This window comes from Paenibacillus sp. AD87, assembly GCF_001659845.1.
Taxonomy (GTDB): Bacteria; Bacillota; Bacilli; order Paenibacillales; family Paenibacillaceae; genus Paenibacillus; species Paenibacillus marchantiae.
In genome coordinates this window covers 588537-607293 of record NZ_LXQN01000007.1, presented here as the reverse complement: position 1 = coordinate 607293, position 18757 = coordinate 588537, and the positions used below count along the sequence as shown (strand labels likewise).

Genomic DNA, 18757 nt, shown 5'->3' with positions numbered 1-18757 from the left:
CCTTGAATGAGAACTTATTTTTTCTTATCCTGTTTCGTCCAGTAGTCATCATAGAGCTTCTGGGTTTTGGCCACCAGATCATTGAAGGCCTGTTCTTCCGGCACATGATTAAGCAGCACCTCATCCACAGCGTTCACAAACAACGTACGCTCCTGCGTCTCATCAATGAAGAAGTGGGCGTTGGCATCGTTCAGTTGGGAGATAAAAGGGCCAAGCAGCGGGTCATTCACATACTTATCCTGAAGAGCAACTTCTTTCTGTGCGGGAAGTTCACCGACCTTCTCCACCCATTGTTCCTGAACGCCCTTGCTGATCAAAAACTGTAAAAAGGCCGTAGCTGCTTCCAACTTCTCTCCGGTAACATTGGCTGGAATCGCATTCGCCCAGAATGAAGCCTGTGTGGATTTTCCTTTATAACCCGGCAGCGGTGCGACAGCAAAATTCAAATCGGGAGCGTCTTTTTTGATAGATCCCAATCGATATGAACCATCGACGTTAATTGCGGCATGGCCCGTTTTGAATGCATTGGCATCATCGGTGTAAAAGCCGTTAATGCCCACTTTATGCACGGTTGCAAAATCAACCAGATACTTGAATGCTTCAAGCCCTGCGGGGGTATCATTCCACAGGACTTTCCGACGATCCTCGCTTGTATCTTTGCCTCCCGCTTGATATAACAATCCGTCTCGGAACCAGTGATGAAGCTGGGAACCCGGTTCCCACGCGAAACCCTCTGTTACCAACTGCCCATTTTTGTCCGTTTCCGTTAATGCCTTGGCATCCGAGACAAGTTCTTCCCAAGTCGTAGGCGGTTTGTCGGGATCAAGTCCAGCCTTGGTGAACAAGTCCTTGTTATAAAACAACCCCAGCGTTCTCACGCCTGTAGGCAGAGCATAATAGCTTCCGTTTAATTTGGCTGTATCTACAAAAGGGAAAAATGCCTCGGCGATGCCCGGAAAGCTGCTTTCCGGCAACGGCTGTAAATAACCGGATTGCACATATTTGGGCAACCAGCCGTAATACAGATTGATGACATCCGGTCCTTTTCCAGCGGGAACCAGTGTAGCTACCTTTTGATTGTACTGGTCGTACGGAAAATTGGTTTGTTTGACTTTGATGTTGGGATGTTCCGTCTCGAATTCCTGGATTAAGGTATTGATCAGTTCAACCTTGGCTGGAAATTCGTACTGCCAGTACTCAATCGTGATGGGCTCCGTCTGATCACCCGAAGCTGTTACACCTGCCGAACCAGACTCTTCGGATGGCTTGGTTGAGCAAGCTGTAATGCTCAATAAGAGTAAACCTGCAATCAAAAATTGCAGAGTCTTGCTTGGCCTGAATGAAAAATAACCGGATTTCGTCAAGTGAAGCCACTCTCCCCTCTTTTGCAACAAAAGTGTTATAACGTTCTCTATTTCCTTGACTTACGCGTTGGTGGAACCGACGGCTTTGCCAACAGGCAGCTTCAACAGACGTCTTGCGTTATTTCCGAAGATGAGTTCAATGTCCGCTTCAGGGAAGCGAAGTTCACGACATACCCGGACCTGATCCTGTAAATAACGATAGGGATAACCACGCGGAAATCCGCTCGCATCCGTTCCAAAGATGATTCGCTCTGGACCCAGCAGCTCGTATGTTTTGCGGAATAACGTCTCCAGGTTCAGCTCGTAGGGCATCCAACGTACCCACTGATTGGAACCCGAGGTGTCGATGTATACATTAGGGCAGCTCCAACTTAGATGCAGAAGCTCCTGGAAATAGCCTGCGCCAAAATGAGGGATGATGAACGGAATATCCGGATAGGCACGGGCCGTATTAAAGATGGCAAGCGGATTGATGTTGGGATGATGAACGATGCCTCCGGCATGACCAAGCATGCCAAAATGAATCAGGACAGGCAGGCGCCGCTCTGCAAGAAATGCCCACACCGGGTCGAGCGAAGGAGAGTCAAAGGGAATCTGGGTGAGGGGACCAAACAACTTATATCCTCGCAATCCGAGCTCATCAACTGCCCTACGCAGCTCGATGGATGCATCTTCATTTTCAATGGGATGATAGGCGAATCCGGTAAACCGATCCGGGTATATGGATATTTGTTCAGCCAAGTTGTCATTATCCAGAGCCGTCAGAAAGTTAAGTCCAGCAATATTGTATTTGTCTAATTCCTCTACCCACCGTTCGATTAACGGCCGCGCAGCTTCCTCTCCCTGCTCCTCCACCGCCGGGAAGTCCCAGGTTAGTCTCATTCGCTCACTGCGTTCCTTGCCATATCGCGTCACCAACTCATGGTTTTTATATGAGGAAAGCAAAAGTTTATAAGGCAGATGGGCATGGATGTCAAAAACTCGAAAGTCGGGATTGGAGAACATTGATTTTGCTCCTTCCATTTAGATTCTGTTAAGCCAGCCGTTTAGAATTAAATCCAGTTTTGCATCTACAGAACGGAGTTTATTAGTGGTATCGAGACTCCATTGTTCCTGTGTGCCGAGACGGAGCGCTTGGGCCTCCAATGCTCTTGCCACTTCTTCCGGATTGGGTCCACCACGCACATGCCGAATGTGTACAAAATGCTCGGGAGATATTGCTTCCTCTAATTGCTCATAGGTTAGGGCAAGCGGCTTGGCGGCAATTTCCTGTACCGCTGTGTTCACAACCTCCCAGTTCAATCCCGAAATAGAAATACCAGATTCCGTCAGCTGTGTTACAATCCGGCTCACGATGGAATGAGCTTGTCGAAACGATAATCCTTCTGTGCGGACCAGCGTATCTGCAAGTTCGGTAACCATGGCAAAACTACGCTCTGCCCGTTCACGCAGCAATGACACATTGACCTTAAGGGTATCCATCACTTCGGACAGCAAGCGATATACGGATTCAAGTGTATTCAGACTTCTCCATACATAGGGCTGCATATCATCTTCGGTATCTACAATGTCACCAAAGGGCGTGTTATGCATCATGTTAAGAGCAGTTGCTGCATCCCCTTTGGCACTTGAAAGGAGTGAACGGGCGTGTTCAATGGATACCGGATTACGTTTTTGCGGCATGATGGAACTAATCTGAACGTAAGGGGCAGCTACAATTAATGCACCATATTCCTGTGTGCACCATAACAGCAGATCCTGAACGAAACGCCCCAGATTTATAGCTGCCAGTTGGGCTACAGAGGCCGCTTCACCTGCATAATCTGCACCGCTGACGGCATCATAGGCATTCTCAATCATGCCATCAAAGCCGAGCAGTTCTGCGGTTCGGTCTCGACAGACCGGAAAACCAGAAGTGGTGAGAGCAGCCGCACCAAGACTACTGCGATTGCAGCCTGTATAGGCGGATCTCAACCGATTAAGATCCCGTTCAAGGGAATCGCTAACGGCACAGATGTAGTGGGCAAGTGTTGTCGGCTGGGCTTGTTGGGTATGAGTGTGAGCAATCATGAGGGTATCGATATGACGTAATGCAAATTCTCTTAGGCTTCGGTGTAATGATAGCCCTGAGGAAATCGTTGAGTTCAGCTTCTCCCTTAGCACCATACGATAAATGGCGATTCCCATATCGTTTCTGCTTCTGGCTAAGTGCAGATTCCCGACAGAGAGTCCGCCAAGCTTCTCTAGTTCAACTTCGACTTGGTAGAACAAATCTTCAACGTGGGAGGAATATTCGCTCGTTCGGAGCCCATCTACATCCAGACCTAGTATAGCCGAAGCGATGTGGAACGCCTCTTGCTCCGAAATGATGTGTTGTTCAAGGAGCATAATCAGATGTGCTTTGTTTACGGCTATCATGGGGTTCAGTAGATGCTGTGTGGCCTGGTTATAGGCGGGTTCAAGTACAATTTCGGCATAGGTTTGACTGGGAAAACCAGACGTTTGTGTTGGATTCGTTGACGTTGACTTCACCTTCCTTGTTCTTCATCTGAATATACAGAGATCTAAAATACCGACTAATCAGGTCGGAATGTTTAGTTCAAAACTCTACCACTATTTTGGTTTACATACAACTTTATCCTTAATAAAAATTTTCTATTGTCGTATCGGCTTTCTCTATAACCTGTTCTATTGACTACCGTAGATTTGAAGACTAGATTATCCTGTATAAGATTGGTCTGTAAAAAAAAGCGGAAGGAGGAATGGTTATATCACATTCCTATGATGTCATTATTGTTGGAGCCGGATCGATGGGCATGAGTGCAGGTTATTATCTTGCGCGCAGTGGATTTAAGACATTGCTGATTGATGCTTTTGATCCTCCGCATACGGAGGGCAGCCATCACGGAGAACCACGGCTTATCCGCCACGTGTACAGCGGGGGACCTGACTATATAGCGATGGCACTTCTGGCGCAGGAACTGTGGGAAGAACTGGAGGATACTACCGGGGCGAGATTGCTTGTACCTTCGGGCGTTTTGAATATAGTTGACCCGGACATCCATTCTTTTCATAATCGTTTAACCCATGCTGACGATGCGGGGATTCAATATGAAACCTTGCGCGCAGCCGAAATCATGAAACGCTGGCCAGGCATTGAAGTCCCCGAATATTACGAGGGAATGTATGAGCCTGATGCAGGTTATTTATTCAGTGAACGCTGCGTGCTCGCCTTCCGTCAGGCAGCCGAAGCATCGGGTGCCACTCTTTTAACGCATACACGTGTTGAACATATCGAGTGCAGCGCAGATTCTGTTGGAGTCATCACATCTGCTGGCGAGACCTATTATGCGAACCAGGTCATTCTCAGTGCCGGGGCATGGTTTCAGACGCTGAAACCGTTCGTGAACCTTCCCATTCGAGCTGTACGCAAAACCGTGGGATGGTTCGATGCACCGGAGGCTTTGTTCGCCGAGGATCACTTTCCCGGTTTCACACTGGCTGGAAAAGAAGGCGGATATTATGGATTTCCGAGCATTGGCGGGTCGGGTCTTAAGATTGGACGTCATGATACGGGGCAAGAGTGGACACCAGGCGGTACACTGGCTTCATTTGGCTCTAATGAGACGGATGAGGGTGATCTGCGGAGATTACTTGAACTTCGGATGCCACTGGCAGCCGGAAAGCTGAAGCGTGGTGCGGTATGCAAATACGAGTTCACACCGGATGAAGATTTTATTATTGACCGTCACCCCGCCCATAACCACGTATGGCTGGCAGGCGGATTTTCCGGTCATGGCTTCAAATTTGCAAGTGCAGTGGGCAAAATATTGTCTGACTTGGTGCAAACAGGGCATACGGATCAGGATATTGGACGATTTGCCCTTTCACGTTTTCAATAGAGCACTAGCCCCGGAGAAGGCTGAACTAGTACTGAACGTAAGCTAACTCGATTTGGTGTATCAGGATGAACTCCTTTCTTGATCCGTGCCGTGTGGCATAGCGCGCCCTACTTCAAGAAAGGAGTATCCTTACCTTAGCAACGTTGAATCATTCTAAAGCGAGAGCAGTCCGCGCAATGAATACTCTCCTTCTAATTCACTTTAACCAAACTCCATTGCTGATTGGCTCCACCATTGTCTGCCCATTGAATGGTCGAGGCACCAGCGGTTGTGGAGCTCTGGTTGATATCAACGGTCAAGCCGCTATTGCGGTTCACGAGCACAAGATATCCTCCGACATCCACCGGTAACCATTGTTGATTGTTGCCCCCGTTATCCTGCCACTGAATCAAGGCTGCTCCTCCTTGAGTAGAGCTCTGATTCACATCCAGCAGCAGACCACTGCCTACGTTACGGATCTTATAATAACTGTTGCCCGCAGACTCCAACTTCCATTGTTGGTTTGCTGCGCCATTGTCGTTCCACTGGATGATCGTTGCACCCCCGGCAGTGGAAGCCCCATTCACATCCAAAGCGAGACCACTGTTCCGATTGATCAGCTTATAGATCGCCCCGGATTCATATCCTGTGCTGCCATTATACGTCGCGCCAGATATGACATAGGTTGTAACCGAGCCCGCTTTGGCGGTCGCTGTAAACTTTTTATTCTGAATGTTGATGTTGGTCAGTTGCTGCAACTTCTCCGTAGAGGATGTCCGGTGCACTTGAGCAGACGATCCAACACTTGTAAACTGACTCAAATCATACGTCACCGTTGTATCACTCGAATCCGAATTGGTAGTCACCAGCACCACTTTACCTGAAGTAGCATCATAGGCAGCAAGCGTATTGGCATCACTCATGCCGATGATCTTGTAACCAGGACGAATAAACTTGCTGTAGTTGCCCATGACATAATATTTCTGATTCACGGTGTAGCTGGTCGTTTGCGTGTTATTCAGTACGTTTTTGAAAAATCCCCAGCCATCCGCACTATCTACGGCCTGCCAGTACACCCACGCACTCGCCCCCATGTTGCGTATATCCTTAAGGATCGTGCGTGACATCGTTAGTCCGCTGGCATCCCCGTCTCCATATTCTGAGGTCCAGAGATGTTTTCCCGCTGAAGTCGCTGTATTCCGCAATGATGCACGATTGCTTCCGCCATAGGTATGTGTGTTAATTTGACTGATCGCAGACTTCACTGCACTGCTGTAACTGTTGAAGGAAGTGGTTGTGTCATCCAGACTGTATTCTTCTGGTGCACTCAGCTTCGTGGACAATCCCTTTGCTGTAAGTGAAGATTGCACCTGGCTCAGAATCGTGTTCTGATCTGCCCGATCAAAGTGCATGCCCTCCTGATTATTACCCAGCTTCCACCAAGTGGAGATCGGTTCATTAAGCGGGGTAACTGTGTCAAACGTGATGCCCCAGTTATCTCTGAAATGCTTCACGACCTCTGTGAGATAATCAGCAAAATCATCATAATAATCCGGCTTGAGATTATTGCCACCATTCGCGGCCCCGGACACACTTCCGCTAATGGTCATCCAATAGGGTGCCGAGTTCGCAAAGGCTTCAAAGACGTTGACTCCATATGATTTGGCGGCTTGGAGCATATACCTCTGATTGGCATCTGCATTCCAGTCATACACACCCGGGAAAGGTTGATATCCCGGCACAGCTTTGCGATATTCCAGCACATTTGAAGAAGGATTATCGCCACCTCCAATGTTGTAACGCAGGACGTTCATACCTAGTCCGGTTGTTGGGCTAAACATCTTTTCCACATACTCATCCCGGTTGGAGTACTCTCCGACCACTTTGCCCCACCAGGCAAGGGATGTTCCCCAACCTTCGATGGTCTGATATTGCTTCGAGGGATCAGCCGTGGCTGTATAAGAACCCGCGGCGGATGCTTCCGTACCCAAGCTCCCTGTTATAAGACTTCCTGCCATTAGCAGGGTGCCCAACCGTTTCAACCATTTCATTTGATTCACTCCTTCTAAAGTAAATGAGTTCAGTTTCTTAAGATAAAATGAGTTCAATTTCAATGGAAGAATCCAGAAGATTACAGTGCAATCTCCCTGAACGTAGCATCTGCCTTGTCAATCGCCGTAACGATGGATTCCAGACGCAGCACGTTGTTGTAATGTCTCAGGTACAAATTCGGATTGCTGAAAGAGGCGTAAGATGTCCAGCTGGTATTCGCGAGTCCACTCACCCGTTTGAACGTGGCATCATTTCGAAACGTAGCACTGCCGTCATTTTTCACCAGTGTGATGTTGCCATTATTATTGCGCAGGAAATAGCCTGGATAATTCATAGACTCAAATGAAATGCCTGTGGCATTCGACAGACCGGGCACAACCCGGAACTGTGCGTCCTCTGCGGGACTGACACTGGCATCGATTCGGGCCACATAGTTATAATGGCGAATATAGCTGCCTGGAACATTATAGGACTCCAGCTTGCGGATATCGCCAGGCTGCCCGGTTTCTTTCAACACGGTCATGTGCCGAACCAATCCGGTCAGACCGGCAAGCTCCTGCTTTGCACTCCAGGTCTGAAACCCGTCAGCAGAGTCGCTGTAATAATATTTTTGTGTAGAGTAACCGTCAAAATAGATTCGCCAGGAGCCGTTATCCATCTGGACAAGCGCAGGTCCCTCTACCCAGGAACCCCATCCTGCCCAATCCCCTGTCCCTTTGAATGTGTAAGGTCCAGTGAGGGAAGTAGCTGTAGCATATTCGATATACTTGGTGGTTTCATTCTTGGTGAATGCGTGATAGGTTGAGCCGGTTTTAACGATGAAGGTATCGATGTAGTTGGGTGCAATGCCTGCAAGCTCTGTGGCAGCAGACCATGTTGTGGAAGACAGCGTTGCATTGGTCGCTGTGATGACATAAGGTTTGAAGTTCTCATAATTGCCTGGGGAGATGGACACGATGATGTTCAGACTGCCATTGCTGTCTTTGAACCATTCCGGTGCCCAGGTATGTGCAATCGTGGTGGGTGCAGATAGGGTAATATTGCGGACAAACGTCCAATTCACCTTATCTGTGCTTGATGCGATGCCGATCGTATTACCTGACCAGTTCGTGGTATAAACGACATAATACAGCCCATCCGTATGCTTCATGATGCTGGGATCACGGATCAGATTGGCCGGGGGTGTATAGGCAGGCCCTTTAAGCAAACCGTAATTAGTCGCATTGTAGGATTCATAGATATACAGATTGGATTCGCTCGTATTGGTAAAAGCCGAAATCGTGTAAACACTTGTTGCTGCTCTGGCTGTATTCGGGAATAACGTGATGAATAAAAACAATGCTCCAAGCAGCATGATCATGCCGGACTTACAAGTTTTGAATAATCTTGTACTCCATCTTTTCCTTGTGAACATGGGTCATCTCCTTATCGAAAATGTGGGACAGGCATATCTTTTGCCAAACATCACCCCCTCCAAAGACTACGTAGCCCGCAAACCCTCATTATGTAAACGGTTTCAATAAACAATACTAGCTGTCCTCACCGTCCATTCACCTTGCAAGAACTGCCCGGAGATTCAGAATCTATAGATTCAATTATCCGAGCAGTCTCCGCAAAGAGAGGTTAAAAGAATAATTGGGAGCCTCTAGAACAGGACACGACTGGTTAGAACAGACCCAATTCTTCTTATACGGTTCAATGAAAAGAAGATTTACTCAACCACACCCCATGGATACTGGGACAAGTTATCATACAAGAAACGCACCCGTTCTGGCGTTCGACCTTCCTCATCAAATAACAGCAATTCATTCTCATCCTGCAGCCAGGATACCGGAATTTTGTAATCCTCTTGCGGACCGATCTGCCAATAACGTCCCAGATGGTGCCCGTTCAGATGAATTGTTCCCTTGCTCATCCCGGTAAGACGAAGCATCAGGTTCACTCGGAAGTGTTCGGGCACAGCTGACTTGGAAAAACTCCAGCGGTACCAGACAGGTTGACCGTACGAACCATTGCCCACCGACATGGCATTCCAATTGCCACTATAGTCCGCATCCTGCCGATAGGTATCGAGATGACCTGAAACGTTCGGTGGCTCATATAATCCCCATTGTCGTGGAAGCAGGGCATCCGTACCTGCCATGCGCCAATCCTTCAGCTCATCTTCACTCTGGTAAAGGATCAGCTCCAGCCGATTCAGCGGCGTTCTGCTATAAGGCATCTCCAGCGTATTGGTCTCTCCATGCCGCAAATAAAGGGAAAGATCCAATGTGTTGAACGAAAACCAGTTCTGATACCCTTCCATTGGCACATCCATGCCATTAATGCGCAATCCCTGGCTCACCGCTCCAACGAGAATCGCACGGTCCATGCCATCCAGCGTAAAGCTTCTGCTCAGAAGTGGGGCATCCTCAAGATGATTCACTTCATCGAGATGCACCACCCCATGCTCCGTATGCCAATTCCGGCGTATATCCTGAACGGAACCACCGATGTACACAGATCCTGTTAGGCCTTTGCTTTCACCCAAATAAGGAGAAAAATTCAGCCTGCCCATATGCTGTACCAGCACCTGAAGTGTATTCTTTCCTTTCGTCGTCTGCACCTGAACACCCGCTGCACCAACTTGACGAACCAGTGCCTGCTCTACACGATTGACATATATTCTGGCCGTATCCTGAAGGTCCGGCAGAATAAGGGTGGTGATTCCATCCACCGAACGGTCGAAATCGCACTCGTATAATAGATACCCGAAATCTTGTCCGTACTGGGAAAAATGCTCTGGTTGACCACTCGAAGCACGCTGTTCCGCTGTTAATGACACACGAGACAACTCGGGGGAATCCGACAGTTTCGGTGGAATAGGCAGCGTGGTGAAAAGATCATGCTGAATTGCTGCGGATGACTCCTGAACATGTTCATCCTGTATGCCGCTCTGTGAATCGTTTGCTTCTCCATATATGAACTCACGTCCAGTCAACGACCGTTCACCATCCGTCCAGCTGCCGAGAAGCAAAATATTCCGATCCGGATCAGAGATCATACCCGTGACCTGCCCGGATAGGGAGACATCTACATCATCAAATCCGATTGCGTAACGCAGCTGATTTGGCTCTCCCCCTCCATTGATTCTCCACGTGCGATCCATCGTTTCCTTGTCCAGAACCACGAACCGAATGGGGATACCGCTTGCCTCCAGATGAATGATACCTGGCTCACGGAAATGTACCAGTTCGAAGCGATAGGCTCCATTTAACTGATCACGTTCAACCAGTACCTGCATGCTACTGCCCTGTACATTCAAGACGTTCGTCTCCAGTTCCACAACTGAACGCTGTCCCGCCTCCGCAACGATGAACAGGGTCAATTCTCCATTCACCACTTCATTGCCCGTAATCATCGTGCCACCTGTCAGGTATACATTCTCGGCGATCTCTACCCTGTCAAGTATCGGGATAATCTGCCCTGGGTTCAGGGCTACGGGAAGTGTCCGGCCTTCCTCCAGGGTGACGTGAAACGTCTCGCGCTCATCCTTGTGACTCTCCAAGAACCATATCTTCTCGCTGCCTTTAGACCTGCCTCGTACAGAAACGCCTTGCGGATGACGTACCTTGATCTGCTCTGCTGGTACTTCCTCCGTCTCCATCAGCAATGCGCCAAATGCATCGACAAAATAGGATAACGTCTTGGCTACAGCATACTTGGCCGTTACCCGCCCGTACTCGTTCAGCGGCGCATCATAATCGTAGGAGGTAATCATGAAAATATCGCTGCTGCCCACGGTTCTGCCACCATATCCGCCAAAGTTGGTTCCGCCGTAGAACATGTAATGACTGATTCCGGTATAACCGGTGCGAAGAATTTCCATCATGCGTTTCTCAAACAGTGGCGCCGTCTTCTGAATGGCAGAAGGCCCACCCCAATTCTCGAACCATCCCGTCCAAAATTCCGTAACGATCTTCGGTGTATCCGGCTGTTTCTCCCGCAGCTTCGCATAATGACCGTCAGCACCTGACCAGAAGTTGGCCCCTTCAATCGTGCCCTCCGCGCCACCTACACAGGTGATAAGCGGAACGTCAATCCCTCGCTGAAGCAGCCCGTCCCGAAGGTGGTTCATATGATTACTTGCTGCTGCATCATCCATCAGATACCCGTATTCGTTCTCGACCTGTACAAGAATAACAGTGCCTCCGGCAGATAGCTGGCGCTCACGAATGATTGGAATGATTCGGTCAAAATACAAATCTACATAATGCAGATAGGCTTCATTATTTTGTCGGAACTTGATTCCCTGCTTCGTTTCCAGCCAATAGGGGAAGCCGCCAAAATCCCACTCTGCGCAAATAAACGGACCCGGCCTCGTGATTACATACATGCCCAACTCTGCACACAGGTCCAGAAAGGCTCCACAATCATTGTCTCCTTCGAACGACCATTGTCCTTCCTCCGGCTCATGCACGTTCCAGGCAAAATAGGTATCAATGCAATTCATGCCAGCCAGCTTCGCCTTCATCAGAACCTCCCGCCATTCCTCCCTCGGCATGCGGAAATAATGAATGGTGGCACTGTTCAGAAATACTCGTTCTCCATTCATCATGAAGCTGCGCTGATCGTAAGTCAGTTCAGAACGAACGCTGTGCTCAGCCCTCGTCTTTGTATTCTTCTCCTGCTCCTGAAGCAAACGGGATGTTTTCTCTGTCAAAGATAAGCCCTCCTTCTCTGTGTTTGAGTTCATCACTCCGATGACAGAAAATGATAAATTGCCTAACCTTCAGTTCGCCTGCAACGTTACGCCTTCTAATACAACGGTGGTGATGGAATTGTCCGCAGTCGAGACTTCCAGTCCATTGGTGTATACCGGAACATTTTCAAGCTGCTCCATGTTCCGATCCGGTGACGTCTGATAAACCTGTGCTGTAGAAGTACTGCTGTAGTCAAATGCCCCCAGTTCAAATGCTGTGGTTCCGGCAGATAACTCATTGCGAATCACCAGTACCAATCTCTTCTGCCCTGCATCATAGGCAGCCAGTGTTCGCCCTTCATCTGTTGGAATAATCGTTGCACCTGGACGGATGAATTTCGTAAACTGGGCCATGCCATAATACTGTTTTGTCATCTCGTACTGCTCTTCTCCATTAAAGTTCGCATGAATAAAGCCCCAGTTATTGTTGGCACCTTCATCTTCAACCGCCTGCCAATACACCCAGGCAGAAGGCTGCATGATTTTCAGATCGAACATGATGCGCTCCGCGAGCTCCTGCACGGAAGTCATGTCCTCGTGACTATGCGGTTCACTGCCACCCGTCCCATACTCGGACATCCACAGTTTCTTGCCATGTCGCTCGGCCAACGTGCGAAGCTCTTCCATTTTGCTACCATTATAGGAGTGCGTGTTAATCTGGTCGATCACATCAAGCGTATCCTGATCATAGAGGCTGAAATTGTGCACCGTCTCGTCAATGCTATTATCGTCCGCAGCACTGATGAGCGTACCGTCCAGCCCTTTACTTTTGAGCGATGCTGCTACTTTCTTGATAATCTCGGCTTGTTTGTCATTGGTAAAATGACTGCCTTCCTGCATGTTGCCTTTCTTCCACCAATCAGAGGATGGTTCATTAAGTGGGTCAAGTGTACGGAACGTAATACCCCACTCATCGCGATAATGCTTCACGACCTCGGTCAAATAATCGGCAAACGCGTCGTACTGATCCTCACGCAAATTATTGCTGCCATCTACAGCACCCGTAACCGAGCCGCTAATCGTCATCCAGTAAGGTGGTGAATTGGAGAACGCTTCGGCAATGTTGACCCCACGTTCCAAAGAACCTTGTAATACGGCACGTTGTCCTGCATCTGCCTCCCAATCCCACACGCCGGGTTCAGGCTGGAAGCCGGGAACATCTCCTCCGGGCCGAAGCGCCTTCATGTCGGGATTCTCCTCGCCGCCAATATTGTAGCGAACAATGTTCAGACCTAGCCCTTTCTCTGCATCAAACACCAGATCCATGACTTCACTGACCTTTGCTTGATCTTTCCATCCTCCAAGATCGTTGGCCCACCACGCCAGCGACGTACCCCAGCCTTCAAAATGATCATAGGATTGCTCCAGCTTCAGACGTATCCGCTCACCTTGGAATGCAAGTGTTTTGGATGATTCATTGGCAAAATGATTGATGATAATTCCTCCTCCCGCAAGGAGCGCGATCAGGGCCACCACACCCATCAGGATGTAACTCCGGCTGCGCCACCTGCGCTGCTTGTGATAATTATGGTTGTCATTGTCTATAGGGTTCTTGTTGTTATTCATAGTTCTTGCGGCCCTTTACCCATGTGCGATGTAGACGGTTCTTGGTTTTCACCATTGGCTTCAACACTGCGTTCACCTCCCGTTACTTGATCCCGCTGCTGCCACCACTGATATTCGCTTCATAGACATAACGCTGTCCGAACAGATACACCAATACCATCGGAATGGTCAGGAACAGGGAAGCAATCATAACGAGGTTCCATGGCGGCATCTGTCCGCCACCTACCGTGGTCAGAAGCTGAACACCGAGCGCCAGTGGCATTTTCTCCGGATCATTGATGTAAATGAGCGGTCCCATGAAGTTCCCCCAGTTATAGGAAAACGAGAAAATGGCGATGGCGGCAAGTATCGGATATGTGAGTGGCATAATGATTTTCCAGTAGATTCCCGGATGTCCCATGCCGTCGATCATGGCAGCTTCATCAAGCGACTTCGGAATGCTCATGACGAACTGCCGAATGAGAAATACGTTGAATGCTCCGGCGGAAAAACTAGGCACGATCAGTGGATAGAATGTATTGATCCAATCCAGATGACGGAAGATGATGAACTGCGGCACCATCGTCACCTCGCCCGGAATCATCATCGTACTAAGCAGTACAATGAAGAGGAACCGACTGCCTCTCGCCTTGATCCGAGCGAAGCCATAAGATACGACCGATGCTGACAACACCGATCCGATAATGGTAATCACGGTAATAATGACTGAATTTTTCAGATAAGTACCCAGATTGTTATTCGTGAAGATCGTATAGAAATTGGACCATTGGAATTCGAGCGGTATGAAGGTAAAGGCTGATTTTACGGTTGTAGCGTCACTCGCCAGTGCGATGGAGATCATGTACAGGAAAGGGGAAGCAAGCAGCACCCCGACCAGAATAAGAAAAATGTAAGATATTGTTTTCTCCACAGTGGATGGATTACTCATTTGCTTTTCCCTCCTCGTAATGCACCCATAGCGCCGACGAACGGAACACAACCAGGGTCAACGCCATGATGATGATGAACAGCACCCAGGCAATGGCCGATGCATATCCCATTTTGTAGAACTGGAACGCATTCTGGAACAGGTAAGGAACAACCATCTGACTGGCATTGTCCGGTCCACCTGCTGTTACGATGAATACCTGTGCGAACGTCTGGAGCGCCCCGATCATCCCGGTGACAAGATTGAAGAAGATGACGGGAGTCAGCATTGGAAATGTAATGTGGAAGAACGATTGCGAGCTCTTCGCCCCATCAATGGCAGCGGCCTCATACAGCTCCTGAGGAATACCTTTCATACCCGCCAGCAGCAGTACCACGCCGCCCCCGACGCCCCATAGCGACATGAGGATCAAAGCTGGTTTAACCCAGTTTGGATCAAGCAGCCAAGCAGGGCCTTGAATGCCGAAGATGGCAAGTGCCTGGTTGATCAACCCTTCCGTTGGAGCGAGCAAATGGATGAAGAGTAGTGAGCTTGCAACCACCGGAACGACAGATGGCAGATAGAACAGGATGCGGAAGAAGGTAATACCTTTGATTTTTTTGTTGAGGTAATACGCGATCCAGAGCGAGATGGACATGCCTAGCGGAATCGATATTAATGCGTAGAAGAAGGTATTGCCTACGGATTTCCAAAAGATCGGGTCATCGGTCAACAGGTTTTTGTAATTGTCTATACCGATGAATTCAGGAGACTGGAACAGATCCCAATTGGTGAAGCTCATGTAGATGGAAAACAGGATCGGACCCAGAGTAAGTCCAAGGAAACCAATCAGCCAAGGCGAGATGAATATATAAAACCATTTCCCGTCCTTTTTTCTCACGTTAAGCCCTCCCATAACGAAGCGAGCAGACGAAACCTGGATTCATTCATGCCGAATTCCGTCTGTCCCCTGTCGATGCTATTTGTAGATTCTTTCCAGTCCGCTCTGAATTTCAGTCACGGTATCATCCAGTGAGGCTTTATTGTTGAAGTAGACACCCAGCTTGTCGTTAATGAGCTTCATCATTTCATTCCATTGCGGATTGAACGGCTCGGCGTAGATAGTGGACTCGCTGAAAGCAGCCATGTTGATTTTCTTGCCGCCATATTCGGCATTCAGGAACTCATCGCTGGACAGGCCGGCCTTTGTTGCAGGAGCATCCTGCCCCGCCTTGATCATTGGTAATTGTGCTTCTGGTGTAGTCAGCGCTTCTATGATTTTGAATGCCTCTTCCTTATGTTTGGACGCGTTCGTAATCGTGAAGCCATTGAAGAAAGCGTTGGTCTCTCCCCATATCGGAGAAATGTCCCAATTGATCCCTTCCACCTTGGCAAGTGAACCGATATTCCAGAATCCCGTTGTCTCCATGGCAATCTTGCCTTGGGCGAACAATGGGTCAGCACCGATATTTCCCATGTCGGCAATCTCCGTTGGCGTTGGTCCCACACCATGGGTGAAGGTCAAATCATTCATGAATTGCAGTGCTTTACGTACAGGTTCGGTATTGAAGGTAGGTTTGCCGCTCTCATCGAACAGGGAGCCACCGTTTTGGTAAATCAATTGCATCCATTGCGGCCACCAGCTGCCTGGGTAGTACCCCCATTGAACCGTTTTGCCATTCTCCTTCACTGTCAGCTTCTGAGCAGCGGCGAGCAGGTCTTCCTGCGTCCATTCCTTGGTCGGGTATTCCACCCCGGCCTTGTCGAACAGGTCTTTGTTGTAAAAGAGTACCATCGCGCCTGCGCGGTCCGGCATTCCGAACTGTTTACCATCGAATTTCATCAGGTTGGCGATGTCGTCAGAATAACGCTCTGACATGTTCACATTGTTGGCCTGGATCATATCATCCAGCGAAACAATTTGGTTTTTGGAGGCGTACGCCTGATAGTTCTCGGCAATCATCATGATGTCTGGTGCGGTTCCTCCGGCGATCATCGTCTGAACCTTTTGATCATAGTCCCCGGCAACGACGTTCAGTTTCACATTAATATCGGGATAGGTCTGCTTCACAATGTCGAGTCTCTCCTGATAAATCTTCTTCTCGTCCTCCGAGCCCCAGATCGTCATGCTCAGATCGACCTTTCCCCCAGCTGCACCGCTGTCACCCTTGCTACAGGCTGTCAGACCCATTACCATGACCAACATCAATAACGAAATGACCTTTAAACTTTTTCTCATACCGTGCGCCCCCTTGAAATATGAATGGAAGATCAGACAACTGAAACCCGTTTCATGAAATGGGTTTCATAAAGTTTAAAATTAAAACCCGTTCCAGTTTATGAAAGGGGTTTCATTCACGACCTCATTATATTTCACCCTCCGAAGAAATGTCAACGCTTTCTTTTCCAAACATTCCCCATTTATCGTGGTGCGGGTCCAGTACTTTGGCGGACAACAAGCTCTGGTTGCAGAATGGTCTGTTTCTTCGGATTACCCTGATTAATCAGTTCATGCAGCTTGTCCACGGCCAGCTTGCCCAGCTGATACGTATTCTGAGAAACAGTCGTCAGTTCCGGTATAACCGCACTTGCGAGCGGCGTATCATCAAAACCGACAATGGAAATATCCTTCGGAATCGATAAGCCATGCTCAATGGTCGCCTTAATCGCACCAATCGCCGTGTAGTCGTTCACACAGATCACCGCTGTTGGAGGGTTTCCACGGTCCAGCAGCTTAGACATCTCCCGTTTGCCATCTTCAATGGAGAAGCTTCCAAGCAGTTGACGATCTTTCGGTATTTCGAGTCCATGCTCACGCAGTTTTTTCTGAATGGCCTTGACCTTAACCATCGTGGTGGACAACTCCTTCAAACCGCCCACAAAAGCAATATCCCGATGTCCCAGTTCGAGCAAATGTTCTGCAGCCAAAACAGCTCCTGCTCCTTCATCCGTGTACACCCGATGGAATCCGCCTTTGGCAATATTGCCATTGACCAGCACGATCGGCATACGTTTGCCCATATCAATCAATTCCTGAGCCATCTCATCCGGACAGACCTGCATGTTGATTCGTCCACCGAGAAAAATAATGCCATCTACCCGCTTCTCGCGCAAAATAGACAGATACTCGGACTCCCGGCTGTAATCCCCCGCCGTATTGCACAGGAAGAATGTATATCCCAATCCACGTGCCTCGTTCTCAGCCCCCCAGAACACTTCCGGGAAGAACGGATTCGTAATGTCCGGCAGGATGATCGCAATGGTTCCCGTCTCTTTCTTGATCAGACTGCGCGCCTGCGCGTTGGGTTGGAACTGGTGTTTTTCAATGATGGACATGATCTTCTCCCTTGTGCTTGCACGCACAGGTGCCGTATCATTCAGCACACGGGAGACCGTGGATACGGATACGTTCGCTTCTTTGGCGATGTCATATATGGTAATCGGTGTCATATGTGGAACCATCCTTTTTCTCTAATATTCCTGCTTATCATACCAGATAAGGAATCGGGATGAAATGGGTTTCATTCCGAGGCTCCATCACAGCATTTCCACCGATGATATTCAAGTAATTGAACCATTCGTTTGGATGAACCACCAAAGTTGTAATTTTCATCGGATTCAGCCTGCTTTCCCTTCTATTTCGCACCATTGTTCCATATATTAGATTGTAAGCGAATTCATAAGGTGATTAGAGGAGTGTGAACGACGTTATGATCATTCAGGTCAGTCCGCTGGCAGAATCAAGACTTAACGCGATGCTGGGAGATCGGCCGGGCTATTTCAAGCTGTTTTATGACACCGATGGATGCGGATGTGATGGTACTGCTGTGCTTCTGATCGTTAACGAGCCAGACAGTGATGACATTCGGATTGAATCCGATTCGCTTCCTTTCCTTATCAACAAACAGCAACAGATCTATTTCGAACCTTGCCTTCGCCTGCAATCAGAGAACAGTTTCCCTTCCTACCGATTGAGCAGTGATTCCATGATCTACGGTAATCATGTCAAAGCCCATGATCTTCGGGATACCGCAGACACTTCGCAGCAGCCGCTCAGTTGGTTCGTACGATAAAAGTTGGAAAATATGGACCTACGAAAAAACCTCCCAACCCTTGAAAATTAACGAGCTGGGAGGTTTCTTCTTTGTTTGTTTTTGTATGGCCTGCATCAGTTGTGTGACTGGAAAGTTATCTCTTGGACCAATCGCAGCATACCTGATCTTGTCAAATGACATCATGCGCTTAT

Annotated in this window: 14 protein-coding genes; 2 read left to right on the top strand and 12 right to left on the bottom strand. The window is 48.7% G+C overall.

Annotation, left to right across the window (positions count from 1 at the left end; genetic code table 11):
- Nucleotides 1-14: 14 nt before the first annotated feature.
- Genes gpAD87_RS02780 through argH form a run of 3 tightly spaced genes read right to left on the bottom strand, consistent with a single transcriptional unit; the run spans nt 15 to nt 3896 of the window.
- A complete protein-coding gene (locus gpAD87_RS02780; RefSeq protein WP_082934986.1) occupies nt 15-1364 on the bottom strand; it encodes an extracellular solute-binding protein in 1350 nt (449 codons plus the stop codon).
- A gap of 60 nt (nt 1365-1424) precedes the next feature.
- Nucleotides 1425-2369 (bottom strand): amidohydrolase family protein, encoded by a 945-nt coding sequence (locus gpAD87_RS02775; protein WP_063565353.1) that lies wholly within the window; start codon nt 2367-2369, stop codon nt 1425-1427.
- A gap of 18 nt (nt 2370-2387) precedes the next feature.
- Nucleotides 2388-3896, bottom strand: coding sequence for an argininosuccinate lyase (gene argH, locus gpAD87_RS02770; protein ID WP_064636045.1), 1509 nt, complete (start codon nt 3894-3896; stop codon nt 2388-2390).
- A gap of 230 nt (nt 3897-4126) precedes the next feature.
- On the opposite strand from argH, the gene solA reads away from it, so the two are divergent.
- Entirely contained in the window at nt 4127-5266 is a 1140-nt protein-coding gene (solA, locus tag gpAD87_RS02765) for an N-methyl-L-tryptophan oxidase (RefSeq protein ID WP_064636043.1), read from the top strand.
- Nucleotides 5267-5457: 191 nt separating this feature from the next.
- Here solA and gpAD87_RS02760 read toward each other — a convergent pair whose 3' ends face one another.
- From gpAD87_RS02760 to gpAD87_RS32765, 9 genes are all read right to left on the bottom strand, one after another.
- Entirely contained in the window at nt 5458-7296 is a 1839-nt protein-coding gene (locus tag gpAD87_RS02760; RefSeq protein WP_064636041.1) for an RICIN domain-containing protein, read from the bottom strand.
- An 80-nt stretch (nt 7297-7376) separates the two neighbouring features.
- Complete coding sequence (locus gpAD87_RS02755; protein WP_064636039.1) at nt 7377-8711, bottom strand: glycoside hydrolase family 43 protein; 1335 nt, start codon at nt 8709-8711, stop codon at nt 7377-7379.
- Nucleotides 8712-9008: 297 nt separating this feature from the next.
- The gene (locus tag gpAD87_RS02750; protein ID WP_064636037.1) at nt 9009-11999 is read right to left on the bottom strand and encodes a beta-galactosidase; all 2991 of its coding nucleotides are present in this window, start codon (nt 11997-11999) and stop codon (nt 9009-9011) included.
- A 69-nt stretch (nt 12000-12068) separates the two neighbouring features.
- Nucleotides 12069-13604, bottom strand: a complete 1536-nt coding sequence (locus gpAD87_RS02745; RefSeq protein ID WP_231952417.1) for a glycoside hydrolase family 30 protein — start codon at nt 13602-13604, stop codon at nt 12069-12071.
- A gap of 82 nt (nt 13605-13686) precedes the next feature.
- A complete protein-coding gene (locus gpAD87_RS02740) occupies nt 13687-14532 on the bottom strand; it encodes a carbohydrate ABC transporter permease (protein WP_064636035.1) in 846 nt (281 codons plus the stop codon).
- Complete coding sequence (locus tag gpAD87_RS02735) at nt 14525-15412, bottom strand: carbohydrate ABC transporter permease (RefSeq protein ID WP_063565348.1); 888 nt, start codon at nt 15410-15412, stop codon at nt 14525-14527. The genes gpAD87_RS02740 and gpAD87_RS02735 overlap by 8 nt, the downstream gene beginning before the upstream one ends.
- 78 nt (nt 15413-15490) lie before the next feature.
- Complete coding sequence (locus gpAD87_RS02730; protein WP_063565347.1) at nt 15491-16750, bottom strand: ABC transporter substrate-binding protein; 1260 nt, start codon at nt 16748-16750, stop codon at nt 15491-15493.
- Nucleotides 16751-16932: 182 nt separating this feature from the next.
- Entirely contained in the window at nt 16933-17961 is a 1029-nt protein-coding gene (locus tag gpAD87_RS02725; protein WP_064636034.1) for a LacI family DNA-binding transcriptional regulator, read from the bottom strand.
- Nucleotides 17962-17998: 37 nt separating this feature from the next.
- Nucleotides 17999-18124, bottom strand: coding sequence for a hypothetical protein (locus tag gpAD87_RS32765; RefSeq protein WP_269453487.1), 126 nt, complete (start codon nt 18122-18124; stop codon nt 17999-18001).
- Between the two features lie 85 nt (nt 18125-18209).
- Between gpAD87_RS32765 and gpAD87_RS02720 the strand changes: the two genes are divergently transcribed.
- Nucleotides 18210-18584 (top strand): iron-sulfur cluster biosynthesis family protein, encoded by a 375-nt coding sequence (locus tag gpAD87_RS02720; RefSeq protein WP_231952416.1) that lies wholly within the window; start codon nt 18210-18212, stop codon nt 18582-18584.
- The last annotated feature ends 173 nt before the right edge of the window (nt 18585-18757 follow it).